This is a genomic window from Micromonospora sp. WMMD956, assembly GCF_029626125.1.
Lineage (GTDB): Bacteria > Actinomycetota > Actinomycetes > Mycobacteriales > Micromonosporaceae > Micromonospora > Micromonospora carbonacea.
Map to the genome: position 1 here is coordinate 3,912,844 of NZ_JARUBI010000005.1, position 14,203 is coordinate 3,927,046.

Annotated in this window: 11 protein-coding genes; 5 read left to right on the forward strand and 6 right to left on the reverse strand. The window is 73.3% G+C overall.

The genetic code is table 11. The features are described 5' to 3' along the window. Positions 1–12 precede the first annotated feature (12 nt). Positions 13–282, reverse strand: coding sequence for a hypothetical protein (locus tag O7628_RS18040; protein ID WP_278132116.1), 270 nt, complete (start codon positions 280–282; stop codon positions 13–15). Next, positions 282–569 (reverse strand): hypothetical protein, encoded by a 288-nt coding sequence (locus O7628_RS18045; RefSeq protein ID WP_278132117.1) that lies wholly within the window; start codon positions 567–569, stop codon positions 282–284. Before O7628_RS18045 ends, O7628_RS18040 begins: the two co-directional genes overlap by 1 nt. Positions 570–801: 232 nt before the next feature. Here O7628_RS18045 and O7628_RS18050 point away from each other — a divergent pair, with 232 nt between their 5' ends. Continuing rightward, entirely contained in the window at positions 802–1,602 is an 801-nt protein-coding gene (locus O7628_RS18050) for a helix-turn-helix transcriptional regulator (RefSeq protein ID WP_278132119.1), read from the forward strand. Further along, positions 1,599–1,793: a DUF397 domain-containing protein gene (locus O7628_RS18055; protein WP_278136342.1), complete on the forward strand. Its 195-nt coding sequence runs from the start codon at positions 1,599–1,601 to the stop codon at positions 1,791–1,793. The genes O7628_RS18050 and O7628_RS18055 overlap by 4 nt, the downstream gene beginning before the upstream one ends. 82 nt (positions 1,794–1,875) lie before the next feature. Here the strand turns inward: O7628_RS18055 and O7628_RS18060 are convergent, their stop codons facing one another. Continuing rightward, on the reverse strand, positions 1,876–3,738 hold the full coding sequence (locus tag O7628_RS18060) for a serine hydrolase domain-containing protein (RefSeq protein ID WP_278132121.1): 1,863 nt from the start codon (positions 3,736–3,738) through the stop codon (positions 1,876–1,878). Positions 3,739–3,999: 261 nt separating this feature from the next. On the opposite strand from O7628_RS18060, the gene O7628_RS18065 reads away from it, so the two are divergent. Then, the gene (locus O7628_RS18065) at positions 4,000–5,157 is read left to right on the forward strand and encodes a histidine kinase (protein WP_278132122.1); all 1,158 of its coding nucleotides are present in this window, start codon (positions 4,000–4,002) and stop codon (positions 5,155–5,157) included. Continuing rightward, positions 5,154–5,807, forward strand: coding sequence for a response regulator transcription factor (locus tag O7628_RS18070; protein ID WP_278132123.1), 654 nt, complete (start codon positions 5,154–5,156; stop codon positions 5,805–5,807). The genes O7628_RS18065 and O7628_RS18070 overlap by 4 nt, the downstream gene beginning before the upstream one ends. A 244-nt stretch (positions 5,808–6,051) precedes the next feature. Here the strand turns inward: O7628_RS18070 and O7628_RS18075 are convergent, their stop codons facing one another. The 3 genes from O7628_RS18075 to O7628_RS18085 all read right to left on the reverse strand — a co-directional run bounded on the left by O7628_RS18075 (position 6,052) and on the right by O7628_RS18085 (position 12,799). After that, the gene (locus O7628_RS18075; protein WP_278132124.1) at positions 6,052–7,464 is read right to left on the reverse strand and encodes a hypothetical protein; all 1,413 of its coding nucleotides are present in this window, start codon (positions 7,462–7,464) and stop codon (positions 6,052–6,054) included. A 129-nt stretch (positions 7,465–7,593) separates the two neighbouring features. After that, positions 7,594–10,482, reverse strand: a complete 2,889-nt coding sequence (locus O7628_RS18080; protein WP_278132126.1) for a BTAD domain-containing putative transcriptional regulator — start codon at positions 10,480–10,482, stop codon at positions 7,594–7,596. Positions 10,483–10,696: 214 nt separating this feature from the next. Further along, positions 10,697–12,799 (reverse strand): hypothetical protein, encoded by a 2,103-nt coding sequence (locus O7628_RS18085; protein WP_278132128.1) that lies wholly within the window; start codon positions 12,797–12,799, stop codon positions 10,697–10,699. Between the two features lie 310 nt (positions 12,800–13,109). Here O7628_RS18085 and O7628_RS18090 point away from each other — a divergent pair, with 310 nt between their 5' ends. Further along, positions 13,110–14,129, forward strand: a complete 1,020-nt coding sequence (locus O7628_RS18090) for a hypothetical protein (RefSeq protein ID WP_278132130.1) — start codon at positions 13,110–13,112, stop codon at positions 14,127–14,129. The last annotated feature ends 74 nt before the right edge of the window (positions 14,130–14,203 follow it).

Consider the following 14,203-nt stretch of genomic DNA (forward strand, 5'->3'; position numbering starts at 1 on the left):
GGCGGCGCGGCCTCAGACATCACCGCTGCGCTGTTCGCCCTGCGCGGGCAGGACCATGTCGAGCCACCCCAGGTGCCGCAGCTCCATGTCCGGGTCGGGTGGCAGACCGCGCCGCTGACGCTCCTCGACCCCCAGGCGGTACCAGTCACCCATGTACGCCACGAGCAGTTCGCCCCGGCCGGCGAACTCCACGAGAGTCGACAACTGCCGCTCGAAGCACGGCCACGGCTCGCCGCAGACGAAGCACGGGCCGCCCGCGTACCTCGGTGGGTGTGCGGCCATCACCGCTCCCGCGTCTCGGGCCCCGGGCGGGCCGTCGGGCCGTCGATGATGGCCTGCACCCGGACCATCACGACTCGCTCGCGCCACGGCGTTCCGTCGGGGCGCAGCTCCAGCCCTTCGAGCCGCACCCACCGCGACGCCAGGAAGTTCGCGTACCGGGGAACGTGGGTGACCCGCAGCGACAGCACCGTCTGCCCGATGCAGTAGTCGCACGGTTGGAGGGTGAGCACGTCGCCGGCGGTGACCAGCGGGTGCACTCTCGACGCCTGTCCCCGTTCAGGGCTCATTTCCTTCCCCTCCTCGTGGTGTAGGTGGGGGTCGCCAGCTCGCGGAAGGACCGGGCGACCCCCGGCGCAGAACTCGCCTCCGCCTCAGGGCCGAAACCGAATCCGCGTGGTGACAGTCTGGTGAGGGTGCCGTTACTCTCGATACGCGCTCGCCCGGTCCGCGCAGGTCAGCGGCCTGACCGGGCGGGCGTGCGGGACACGCCGACGAGGACGAGCCGAAACTGGGGGATGGGTGGGCACTGCCACGAACTACGTGCTCGGGGAGCTGCGACTGTTCCGAGCGTCGCTCGGGACCAGCCAGGAAGAGTTCGGCCGGGCCATCGGTTACTCCGGCTCGCATGTCAGCTCCGTCGAGACGGGGGGACGCCCGCCGACGAAGGAGTACATGAAGGCGGTCGACGACCACTACCAGCTCGGTGACCGGTTCGGCCGGATGCTCCGCGAGCTGGCCAAACTGGACGCCGAGCCGGTCTGGCTGCGCGAATGGATCGAGTTCGAGCGCGAGGCGACCACGCTGCGGTGGTTCGAGCTGTCGTACCTCCCGGGCCTGCTCCAGACCGAGCGGTACGCGCGGGCGACGCTGGCGGGTGGGCGGTTCACCGCCGACGAGGTGGAGCGGATCGTCGCGTCCAGGCTCAACCGGCAGGAGATCCTGGAGCGCGAGCGCCCGCCGCAGCTCATCGCCGTGGTGGACGAGAGCGTGCTGCGCCGACCCGTGCTCGATCAGCCGGGGCTCATGGCGGAACAGCTCGACCACCTTGCCGAACAGTCGATGCGGGAGCACGTCCAGGTGCACGTCGTGCCCGTCGACGCCGGCATGTACCTGGGGCTGGCCGGTCAGTTCATCATCGCCGAGCTGCCCGACGGCGCGCGGGTGGCGCACGCGGACAACCAGCTCAACGCGCAGATCGTCGATGCGCCCGCCGACGTTGCTAGGCTCGCGAAGACGTGGGAGATCGTGCGGAACGAGGCGCTTTCCCGCCGGCAATCCATCGAGTTGATCAAGGAGGTGGCCAAGTCATGGAGTCGATGACGACCCCCCAGTGGCGGAAGTCGACCAGGTCCGGCGGCAACGGCGGGTCCTGCGTCGAGGTCGCGGACAACCTGCCGGGCGTCGTGCTGGTGCGCGACACCAAGGACCGCGACGGCGGCACCCTCCGCTTCGCCCCCGGCACCTGGCAGTCCTTCGTCGACCTGGCGAAGAAGAGCAGCCCGCTGGGCTGACTCCCCCGAACGCCGCCGAAGGTCCCCAGCGTGGAGCTGGGGACCTTCTCCGTTCGGGGAGGACGGCCGCCGCGGCGACCCCTCAGCCGAACTGCCAGCCGATCAGGTTCCACTGCCAGCAGAACCAGGCCAGGGCCCCGACCCCGGCCAGCAGCACCCCCTGGTGGACGCGTGCCGCGACGGATGCCTCACGCCAGCCGGTGATCGCGGTGCCGGCGGCACCGAGCCCCAGCGCGAACACCACGATCGGTACGACGAGCAGGGCGCGCAGGCCCGCCGGCGCGCCGGGCAGAAACGTGCTGGTACTGCCGGACAGGGCGGTTGCCAGCCCGGCCAGGAACCCGAGCCCCAGCACCATCGCCAGGGCCGCCAACCCGCGCGACAGCCGCCACGAACGTGCGCCGTCGGCACGGCCACGTACCCGGCGTACCACCGAGGCACCTGGCACCACCAGCGCACTGAGCGCCACGACCACGAATCCGGCCAGCACCGCGAGGTTGACCGGCAACGTCTGCGCGCCACTGATCTGCTCGAACGCGGCCCCGTCGGTCATCACGTACCGGCCCCCGTCCACGACCACCAGACGGTCGTCGCCGGCCCGGTAGGAACCGTCACCCTGGGGCGTCCACGTCTTTTCTCTGAACCGGAGCGCTCCGGCGTCGGTCACCGTCAGACGCGCCGGATCGAGCAATGTGAGCAGTTTCTCGACGCCGGTGACGTTACGCCGGGCCGGGGCGTAGAAGCCCGCCTGCGGCACCACGGCGCGCTGCGACCCGGACACCGCCGGCGGCGATCCGGGCGCGAACCGGTCGAGGAACCCGTGAACGACCTCGTTCAGCGCGCCGGCCCCCTTCAGCGAGTTGACCGACAGGAAGAGCCCCAGCCGGCAGTCCGGCACCAGCACTAGCACGCTTTCAAAACCCTCCCAGTCGCCGCCGTGCATGAGCACCCGATGCCCGTTGAGCACCCGGTCCATGAAGCCGTGCGCGTACCCACCGACCCGGGGATCCGCGGGAAACGACCGGGTCCGCATGAGCGCGGCCGTCTGCGGCTTCAGGATGCCTTCGCCCCGGCCGAGCTGCGCGATCATGAACTTCGCCAGGTCCGATGCCGTCGCGCTGACCGAGCCGTCCGGCGTGAGCTGGTCGAACATGAACGGCACCGGCGCGCCACCCTCGCCGTAGCTCTTCGCGAGGTCGGGGGCCAGCGCCGCGGGCAACGGCTCGGACGCGGTGCTGTGCGTCATGCCCAGCGGCGTCAGCAGATGCCGCTGCACGTAGGCGTCCCACGGCTCACCGCTGACCTGCGTCACGAGATAACCGGCCAGTGCCGCCCCGTAGTTCGAATACGCCGGCACCACTGCGGGCGGCCGGATCCGCGCCGGGACGTTCTTCGCCAGGTACTCGCCCAGCGGCACGACGCCGTCGGCGGTGCGGGCGCCGGTGCCGATGAGGCGATCCTCGAAACCCGCGGTGTGGTCGATCAGGTCACGCAGCCGGATCGGCTGCGGGTAGGTCTGCGGGATCTGGAACGTGGTGAGGTACGAGTTCACGTCCGCGTCCAGGTCCAGTCGACCGGCTTCGACCTGCTGCATCACCGCCGTCGCCGTAAACAACTTCGTGATCGACGCGATACGTACGAGGGTCCGCTCCGGATCCATCCCGGTGCCGGCAGCCACGTCGGCGTGACCGAAGCCGTGGGCGTATGCGACGTCTGTACCGGAGACCACCGACACGACCGCTCCCGGCGTCCCCGTCCTACGCAACTGTTCCGGCATCACGGACTCGAAGTACGCGGAGGCCGCGCTCGTGGTCGGTGCGGCACAACGGGGCGGGGCTGCGTACGCGGGGGCGGCCCACACCACGCCCGCCACGCCCGCAACCAATGCCCCCAACACGCCCGCCACCAACCCCAGCCCCACCACGCCCGCCGCCAGCGCCTGCACCGTGCCGGCACCGCCCTGCGGTCTTCGCCGGGCCGGCTGTTGCCGCCGGGGGAGTGTTCCGCCAGGCGCGGACGGTGGGGTCGAGTCGCTTCGAAGACGCACAGGTCCTCCTTCTCCGGGGGCAGGGCGCAGCCAGTGTCGCGGTCGGCCCGAGCCGGGCGCATCGCCGCGCGGTCGAGGCCGGACCGCGATCAAAGTCGGAGTACGGCCTAGACCTGAGGGGCAGGTGACGCGGGGCGCGGCATGCCTATGCTGCGATCCATGCGGCTGACGTCCTGGCGAACGGCACGATCCTGGTTCGGCCGCCAGCGGGTGGGTGACGCGCTGATCGTGGCCGCCTGCCTGGTCCTCACCACGCTGGCGGTCACGACGCCGTGGTCGCCGCTTCCCTTGCCGGTCGTCGGGGCCGCGGGCACGCTGGCCGCACTCGCCACGTGGTGGCGCCGGAGCCACCCGTACGCCGTCGTGGTGATCGCAGCGCTGGGTTACGCGCTGTCGGGCAACGAGGGGCCGCTGCTGGTCGGACTGTTCGCCGCCGGGCTCTACGCATCCCGCCGCCACGTCTGGTGGCTGGTGGTGGTCGGCTGGGCCGGGGCGAGCGGCCTGAACTCGGTGAAGGCCGGGCGTCTGGACTGGTGGGACGCCGAGTTCGCCGCCGTCGTGGCCGCCGCGACCGTCGGGCTCGGCGTCCACCTGGGCACCCGCCGGGCACTGCGGGAAGCGTGGCGCGAGCGGGCCGAGCGGGCCGACGCCGACCTGGCGGTACGCGAGGAACGTGCCCGTATCGTGGAGCGCAACCGCATCGCCAGGGAGATGCACGACGTGCTGGCGCACAAGGTTTCGCTGATCGCCCTGCACGCCGGGGCGCTGGAACTGACCGTGGACGGTGGCGTCGAACGCGTCCGGGAAGGCGCCGGGCTGATCCGGGTGACCGCCCGCGAGGCGCTCGTCGAGCTGCGTAGCGTGCTCGGTGTTCTGCGGGCCGACGCGCAGCCGTACGCGGACCTGAACTCCGTGGTCGCCGACGCCCGGTCGGCCGGGCAGCGCGTGGTGGTGCGCGACAGTGCGGGGCCGTTGCCGGCGCCGGCGGCGCGGGTGGTGCAGCGGGTCGTGCAGGAGGGGTTGACGAACGCGCGGAAGCACGCGTCCGGTGCGGAGGTGACCGTGACCGTCGTACGGTCGGTCGACGCGGTGACGGTGACCGTGGCCAACCCGGTGAGCGAGGCGGCGCTGGACCTGCCGGGTTCCGGGGTGGGGTTGGTGGGGCTGGCGGAACGCGTGCGCCTGGCCGGTGGAACGCTGACGGCCGGCCCGGCCGGGACCGGGTGGCGGCTGCGGGCGCAGCTGCCGGTCGTGATGTCCGCCAGGGATTTCGTGGTGCTTCCGGCGGGAGAGCCGCGGGACGTGGAAGCCCGATGATCTCGGTCCTGCTCGTCGACGACGAGGCGCTGGTGCGTGCGGGTCTGCGGCTGATTCTGGAGACCGCGGACGATCTAACCGTCGTCGGCGACGCGCAAGACGGACGCGCCGCGCTGGACGCGGTGACCCGGCACCGTCCGGATGTCGTCCTGATGGACGTCCGCATGCCCGGGATGGACGGTGTCACCGCGACGGCGGCACTCCAGACCCGGACGAACCCACCGCCGGTGATCATGCTGACCACGTTCGACACCGACGACGACGTGTTCCGGGCCCTGGAGGCCGGTGCCAGCGGTTTCCTGCTGAAGGACACACCACCGACCGAACTGCTGCGCGCGGTACGCCTGGCCGCGACGGGAGACGGGATGTTGTCACCCAGCGTCACCCGGCAAGTCATCGCACGGATCACCGCGGACGACCGCACCCGCCGCCGGCGCGAGGCCCTGGCCCGGCTGGGCGGCCTCACCGGACGAGAACGCGAGGTCCTGGTCGAGATCGGGCGGGGCGCGACCAACGCGCAGATCGCGGGGCGCCTGCGGATGAGCGAGGCGACCGTGAAGAGCCACGTCACGCACCTCTTCGAGAAGCTCGCGGCCGGCAACCGGGTCCAACTGGCGATCACCGCGTTCCGCGCGGGGCTGGTCGACTGAAGGCCCTTGCCGCACGGCGAAGAACAGCTCCGCGAAGTAGCCCGGCCCCGGCCAACCCGCCACCGGCGGCCTCCGACCGGGTGCAGGACGGCCACGACGCCACCCACGTCAACCCGAACGGGCACCGGATCACCGTCTTGACCGTCGGCCGGCTGGACCGGCGCACCGGGGGTGAGGGTGAGAGGGGCACCCTTCTCTACCGTATGCGTTAACAGGGGGCCCCTCCTTACCGCTCAGGCGACGGTCACGCCGCTCCCCAGGAGCGCAGCGTGTTCATCCACCCCTGGATCTGGCCGACCGAGCCGGTCATCACCCAGCTGTTGAAGCGCTTCTCGCCGGCCCCGACGTTGCCGTGCCGCAGCACGGTGAACTTCGACGAGGCGATGTCGAACTCGCCGGTGCCCGTGCCGCACCCGCCGCCGATGAACTTGTACATCCGCATCTCCGACACCGAGCCGCCCTGGCTGGTGTTCGCGCCGTACACCGCCATCGCCTTGGTCAGGTCGGCGTTGGCGATGATCACCCCGCCCCGGTTCGGCGGCGTCCAGGAGAAGTAGCTCGCGTCGGAGCACTGGCCGAAGTTGGTGCGCTCGGTCAGCGTCTGGCTGACCGCGTCGTAGGTGAAGTAGCGGTTGAACTCGGCCCGCAGGTAAGCCGTCGGGACCTCGATGCCCGGGTAGGTCAGGGCCGGCGAGTTCAGCACCGTCTGGTAGCGGGCGACCGGGCCGAGCCCGCCCCAGTCCAGGGTGATGTCCTTGCCGAGCTGGAAGTCCCGGTAGATCGCCGGGTTCTGCTCGCCGCCGCCGAAGTTCTGCGGGACGAAGTCGATCGGCATCGACCGGGTGGACTGGGTCTTCGACGCGGCGTCCGTGTTCAGCGCCAGCAGCGGCGACCCGTGCCGGCGGTACGCCGGCCAGGCCGGGTTGGACCAGGTGTCGCCGGCCTCGGTCGGGTTGGCCGTCACCCCGTCCCGGGAGAAGAACAGCGACGACTGCAACTGCCGGCCGTAGTCGAGGTTGTTGATGTACTGGGTGCCGTTGTACGTCCAGTTCCACAGCGCCCCGCCGGTGACCCGGTTGGACGAGATGGTTACCCCGCCCGCGCTCAGCGACGCCAGCGACGTCGCGGTGTTGAGGTACCGGGGCCAGGCGTACCCGTAGCTGGGCGACTCGTCCCCGTAGCAGGACTTCGCCCCCTCGTTCTGCGACCGGGTGCCGTGGTCGCCGGTGCACCCGTTGAAGGTGCGCAGGTACGGCTGCGTGCCGGCGGCCTGCGAGGTGTACGGATAGCCGAGGGCGTACTCGGTGCCGAAGCCGGCCTCGCCGGCGATCCGGGAGTCCATGTGGTCGGAGCTGCCGCTCCAGTTCGGATTGTGCAGCCGGTAGAGGGCCGACCGCCCGGAGCCCGAGTACTTCGGCACGTAGTGGGTCTGCCCGTCGACGGGGAACTGGTCCCGCTCGGCGGGGTTGTTGGTGGTCATCAGGTCGGGCCGGGAACCGACGGCGACCCGCCACAGCACGTTGGCGATCACCAGGTCGCCCCCCTCGGCGGCGCGCGCGGGTGCCGCCGGGCCCACGGCCGCCAGCAGCGTGCCGGCCAGCGCCGGCACGAGCACCAGGGCGACCCGGCGGCGACGCCGGAATCCGAAGCTGTTCATCCTGCCTCCGCAACTCGGCCCCGGCACGTGCGCCGGGCGCCTTCCGGGCGAGGATGTCGGCCCCCGGTATAGCGCTGGTATATCGGCGCGGGGGTCGACCCGCGGCGGTCGCAGGGGCCGACCGCGCCGTCAGCCGGGCGAGGGCCCGGCCCCGCCTGCGCCGGCCCGGGCGAGCAGCTCCCGGGCGCGTGCCGACCACAGCCGGGCGCCCATCCGGTCGAAGATCGCCAGCGCCCGGCGGAGGTGCTCCCGGGCCGCCGCGGGCTCGCCCCGGGCCAGGAACAGGGTGCCGAGGCTGGTCCGGGCGTACGCCTCCCACCGCGGGTCGGCGTGCGCGACGAAGACCGCCAGGGCGGCCGCCAGCTCCGCGTGCGCCTCGTCCAGCCGGCCGGACCCGGTGAGCGCGTCGCCCAGCCCGCGCCGGGCGTACGCCTCGCCGAGCGGGTCGGCGACCTCGGCGAAGGTCTCCCGGCAGCGGTGGTACGTCTCCCGCGCCTCGTCGTGCCGGCCCTGCTCGACCTGGGCCATGCCGAGCCCGAGCAGGGCCGCCGCCATGCCCAGCCGGTCGCCGAGCCGCTCGAAGCCGGCGTGGCAGTGCAGGAAGCACTCCTCGGCCTCGTCGAGGTGCCCGAGGTCCAGGTGGATGCCGCCCAGCGTGCGGCGCGCGTACGTCTCGCCGGAGCGGTCGCCGAGGGCCCGGAACGCGCCGACGCTGCGCCGGGCCACGTCCAGCGCCTCGTCGAGCCGGCCGAGCCCCCGGTACGCCACCGACAGCCCGCGCAGGGCGTGCGCGCTGCCCTGGTGCTCGCCCGCCGCCTCGAACAGCGGGAGCGCCTCGACGTAGCGGCCGACGGCCCCCTCGGCGTCGCCGTGCCCCCACCGGGCGTCGCCCAGGCCGCGCAGCGCGTACGCCCTGCGCACGGGGCTGCCGGTCGTCTCGGCCAGCTCCAGCGACCGCCGGAAGTACGTCTCGGCCCGGTCGAACCGGCCCCGGTCCCGGTACAGGTCGCCGAGCCGCTCGGCCAGGTCGGCGGCCACGTCGGCGTTGCCGGCCCGGTAGGCGGCGTCCTGGGCGAGCTCGTGGGTGACCTGCCAGGCGCTCCACTGCGACCGTTCCGCCAGGAACATGGTCAACGCCCGCGCCAGCCGCCAGGTCACCTCCCACCGCCCGGTCCGGTGCGCCTGGCCCAGGGCCGCCACGACGTCGGTCTGTTCCCGGGCGAACCAGCGGCGCGCCTCCGCCCCGAACCGGCCCGCCCCGGCGGCGCCGGTCAGCGCGGCGGCGGACCGCTCGGCGGCGGCCACCCAGGCGGCGAAGGCGCGGTCCAGGGCCGCCTCCCGGTCGCCCGCCGGCTCGGCGACGGCCGCCTGCTCGGCCGCGTAGACCCGCAGCAGGTCGTGGGTGTGGTACCGGTCCCGGTCGCCGCCGGTCGGTTGCAGCAGCTGGGCGTCCACGAGCTGGTCCAGCGTGTCCTCGGCGTCGGCCGGGGCGGCGTCGAGCAGCGCGGCGGCGAGCCAGCCGGTGACGGTGGGCTGGTCGAGCAGGGCGAGCAGGTGGAACGCCCGGCGGGCGGCCGGTTCGAGGCCGTCGTAGCTGAGCTGGAAGCTGGCCCGGACGTCGAGGTCGCCGACGCGCAGCTCGTCGAGTCGACGCCGGCCGTCGGCGAGCCGGTCGGCGAACCGGTTCAGGCTCCAGTGGCCCCGGGTCGCCAGCCGGGCGGAGGCGACCCGGACGGCCAGCGGCAGCCGGCCGCACAGCTCGACGATCGCGCCGGCCGCCGCGGGCTCGGCCGCCACCCGGGCGGGGCCCGCCGCTGCGGCGAGCAGCTCCACGGCCTGCTCCCGGTCGAGCACGTCGAGGTGCAGCGCCCGCGCCCCGGCCAGCCCGGCCAGCGGCATCCGGCTGGTGACGACGGCGGCGCACCCCGGGCCGCCGGGCAGCAGCGGTCGTACCTGCTGCTCGTCGGCCGCGTCGTCGAGGACCACGAGGACCCGGCGGTCGGCCAGCCGGCTGCGGTAGCAGCGGACCCGCTCGTCGAACTCGACCGGGAGCTGCTGGTCGGTCATGCCGAGCGCGCGCAGGAAGCGGGCCAGCACGTCCGCCGGGTCGACCCGGTGCGCGCCCTGGCCGTGCAGGCTCACGTGGAGCTGGCCGTCGGGGAAGTGCGGCCGGAGCCGGTGCGCGACGTGCACGGCGAGGCAGCTCTTGCCGACCCCGGCGGTGCCGGAGAGCGCCCAGATCCGCATCGCCGCGGCCGGCGGCCGGCCGAGGAAGGCGACGGCGTCGGCGACCTGCTCGTGCCGCCCCGTGAAGTCGGGGATGTCGGCGGGCAGCTCCGCCGGCACGGGCCGGCTGACCCGCGCCGGGGCGGCCACGGCCGGGCGGCGCAGCCCGGGGGCCAGCGCCCGCAGGGCCGGGCCGGGGGGCACGCCGAGGTCGTCGGCGAGGACCCGCTCGGCCTCCCGGTACGCGGCGACCGCCTCCGCGTGCCGGCCGGCCGCCTGGAGCGCGCGTACCTGCTGTTCCCGGAAGCGTTCGTGCAGCGGGTGGTCGGCGACCAGACGGGCGAGCCGGGGGAGCAGGTCCTCGTGCCCGCCCAGGCGCAACACCGTCTCCACCGACTCGCCGATCGCCCGCAGCCGGCCCTGGTCCAGCGCGGCGGCCTCGCCGCAGAGCAGGCCCCGGCCGACGAGGTCGGCCAGCGCCGGGCCGCGCCACCAGAGCAGGGCGTCGTCGTACGCGTCGCGCGCGGCGGCCAGGTCGCCGCCCGCGGCCAGCCGCCGGGCCACGGTGACCCGGGCGTCGAACTCGTCGGCGTCGAGGCGGTAGGCGCCCGGGTCGAGCCGGTAGGCCCCGTTGCCGAAGGTGAGCCCGCCGGGGAGCAGCTTGCGGAGCTGGTGCACGTAGAGCTGGAGGTTCTTCAGCGCGGACCGGGGCGGGGCGGCGGGCCACAGGGCGTCCACCAGGTCGGCGACGGCGGTCGGCCGACCCGGCCGGAGCACCAGGACGGCGAGCACCGCACGCTGCTTGGGCGGCCCCAGCGGAACCGGCTCGCCGGCCAGCTCCGCCTCGACCGGGCCGAGAATGCGAACGAGTATCCGAACCCCCACGGCAGCCGGCGCGAGCCCATCCTGACGATCAACTCAGTCGATGATTGTAGGCCCGCCCGCCGACATGCCGAGGGTGTCCCGACGGGTGGGCGGCGGCGCGCCGCCGCCGCCCACCGCGGCGCTAGGAGTGGTTGAACGAGTAGGTGATGGTCTCGGCCGTGTTGGTCGGCAGGCACTGTGCGACGTCGGTCTTGCAGGCCGCCGGGGCGATGCCGAACAGGAACTGCACCGGGCCGGCGGTGAACGACCGGCTGGAGTCGGCGGTGATGCTGAGGTTGAACACGTACAGCACGTGGTCGGAGGTCTCCTGGTAGTCGGACCCGGTGGTCGGCATGCTCGGCCGGCTCCACAGCCGGACCCACCCGCCGTTCGCGGTGCTCTGGTGGAAGCGCATGAACGGCTGGCCGCCCGGGTTGTTGCGCAGCCACTGGGTCGGCACCGCCACCGGGAACGAGACGTACTGGGTCTTGAAGTTGAGCGTCGCCCCCGAGGCCGGCCCGTAGACCCCGGCCCCCGAGCCGATCAGCGGGCTGTACGACATCCAGTCCGACCAGGGGCCGGTCATGCCGAGCCCGGCGAAGCGCACCCGGAACCGCGCCGAGGCGTCCCGGGCGGACGGCACCGGGAACCGGCTGTAGTCCGACGTCGAGCAGAGGTACTTGTCGACCGGCGAGCAGTAGCCGCTGAGCTGCTTGACCTGCCCGCCGATGTCCTGCTGGACATGCCACGACGGGTACGACGCCCCGGCGTCCACCACGTACTGCGGCATCTCCCAGTAACTGACCGGGTAGAGCACGTTGTTGAAGTAGGTGCGCCAGACGACCTCCTTCGGGCGCGGGCAGTGCTCGGTGGCGCCGACCCCCCGCTCCCAGACGAAGTCGCAGTACGCCCGCTTGTAGCGGGGCGGCAGCTTCGAGTAGACGCGGTCGGTGTGCGCCACCAGCCCCCAGTTCTCCGCCGGGGCGTCGGCGTTGCCCTGGTGGTAGCGGTACCAGATCGCCTGGGCGGTGTCGGCGCGGTTGGCCAGGGCGGTGAAGACGTCCTTGACGTACTGGCCCTGTTTGGCCTCCTTCTCCTCCAGGGTGGACGCGGCCACGTCGTTGGAGTTGAAGCCGACCTCGGTGAGCCAGAACAGCGAGGTGGACTGCGGCACGCCCGCGGCGTTGAGCACCGCCCGGACGGCGTCGAGGCGGCCGTTGATGCCGGCCAGCAGCGTCGCCGTGGCGGTGTTGGCGTAGCCGCCGGGCAGGCTCAGCCCCATCGCGAAGGGGTACGGGTGGTAGCCGATCCCGTCGAACGGCCACGCCCCGCCGTTGGCCGAGCGGAACGCGGCGACCGAGGCGGAGCTCAGCACCCCGCTCAGGTGATTGGTGTCGTCGTTGGCGGTGCCGGAGTCACCGCCGTCCATCGCGGGGTGCATCCCGTGCGTGATCACCTTGACCGTGCTGCCGCAGGGCTTGCTGCCGGCGAGCCGGCAGTACCGGTAGAACTTTCCGATCAGCCGGCCGTACGCGTCGCCCGGCACCACGTACGGGCCGGGGTGCGCGGCGGTGCCGGGGTGGTACAGCTTGTTGGCCTCGTTGAGCACCTCGACGGCGGCCAGCCGGCTGCCGAACGTGGTGACCACCGACAGCGCCTTGTCGATCCACACCTTCATGAACTTCGTCGTGGTGCCGTACTCCGGGTACTGGCTGACCGCCACGGAGTCCTGCAACTGGTACAGGTAGGGCTCGCTCGCCGGCACCCCGCTGTTGCTGACCCCGCCCTCGACCAGGGCGAAGTTCAGCACCGCGATGACCTTGACGTCGCTGGGCAGCTTGTCGATCAACCGGCGGTAGAGCGTGAAGTCGACGGCCGTCTCGCCGGGGGCGGCGATCTCCAGGCGTACCGTCTTGACCTTGGCCTCGACCAGGTCCTTGATCATCTGGTCCTCGAACGCGACGCGCTGCGCGTCGGTGAGGTTCGGTTCGACGGCGGGCCGCAGGCTCCACGGGCTCATGACGGCCAACCCGGTCTTCGACTGGGGTGCGACGACCGCCGGAGCGACGGCGGTCGTCACCCGGCCGGCGTCGGCTGCCGAGAGCTGTGCGGTCGTGATCTGCGTGGCGGCGGCCGGTGGCGGCCCGGCGGCCGGGTCGGCGGCGGCGGGCCGTCCGGTGCCGACCGCCGTCACGGCGACGACGGTCAGGCCGGCCAGCAGCCGGCTCGTTGCTCGGTGTCGCATGCAACCTTCTCCCTCGCTCCGGCCCGTGCCGGCCGGACTGCCGCGAGCATGCGAGCCACCGGTATGCGTCCGGTATAACCGCCGGTCGGATCAGCCGCCGGGCCGACTTTCCGGGGCGGTGGTCGACCTTTCGGGGCGGTCGCCGGTCCGACGCTCCGGGGTGGTCGCCGGGCCGGCCTCCCGGGGTGGTTGTCGGGCCGACCGGCGGGGCGGGCATTCACAGCCCGGCCACAAGCGGGGCACAGAGGGCCCCGGCCGGGCGTGTCTAGCGTCGGGACCAGCCGACGAGCGCCGAACCCGGGAGGAACCCATGCACCACCACCTCGACCACCACGAAGGGCAGCGGGTCAGCCGCCGCCGGCTGATCGCCGGAATCGGCTCGGTCGGGCTCGCCGGCCTGCTGGCCGCCTGCGGGCGGGACGGCGGCACGGTCACCACGTCCACCGGCGAGACGCTCTCCCCGCAGGCCACCGCCAGCACGTCCGCCGACCTGACCGCGCTGTTCGCCGAGGCCGGCACGTGCACGCTGACGGCGAGCACCACCCAGGGCCCGTACTACTTCGACGCCGACAAGATCCGCAGCGACATCCGGGAGGACCGGGAGGGCACCCGGCTGCGGGTGGCGATCCGGGTGCAGGACAGCGAGCAGTGCGGGCCCCTGGCCAACGCCGTCGTGGAGATCTGGCACTGCGACGCCGCAGGGCTGTACTCGGGTGCGGAGGCGCAGTCGTCCGGCGCGGGTGGCGCGCAGGGCGGCGGCGCTCCGCCGAGCGGCGGACCGGGTGGAGGGACCCCGCCGAGCGGCGGACCGGGTGGAGGGACCCCGCCGAGCGGCGGACCGGGTGGAGGGACCCCGCCGAGCGGCGCTCCCGACGGCACCCCGCCGAGCGGCGGACCGGGCGGAGGGACCCCGCCGAGCGGCGCTCCCGGCGGCGGCGCGGCGCCGGGCGGCGGCTCCGAGGGGTCGGCGGCCGACCTCACGCCCACCGACGACAAGCGTTACCTGCGCGGGGCCCAGGTCACCAACTCCGACGGGATCGTCGAGTTCACCACCATCTGGCCGGGCTGGTACCGGGGCCGCACCACGCACATCCACGCGATGGTGCACGTCGACAACAATCGGGTGCTGACCACCCAGATGATGTTCGACGAGGCCCTCAACACCAAGGTGTACGCCGCCGCGCCGTACGCGGCGCACACCGGGCGGGACACCTTCAACGACAACGACACGATCTACGCCGACAGCATGCTGATGAAGGTCGTCGAGGACGGCGACGGCCACCTCGGCGTGATCAACTTCTCGGTCGACTCCGACGGGGACGGCTCGTGAGGCACCCGCCCGCCCTGCCCGTCCCGCCCCGCCTCGCGCCCCGCCCCGCCCCGCCTCGCCTCGCCGGGGCGTCA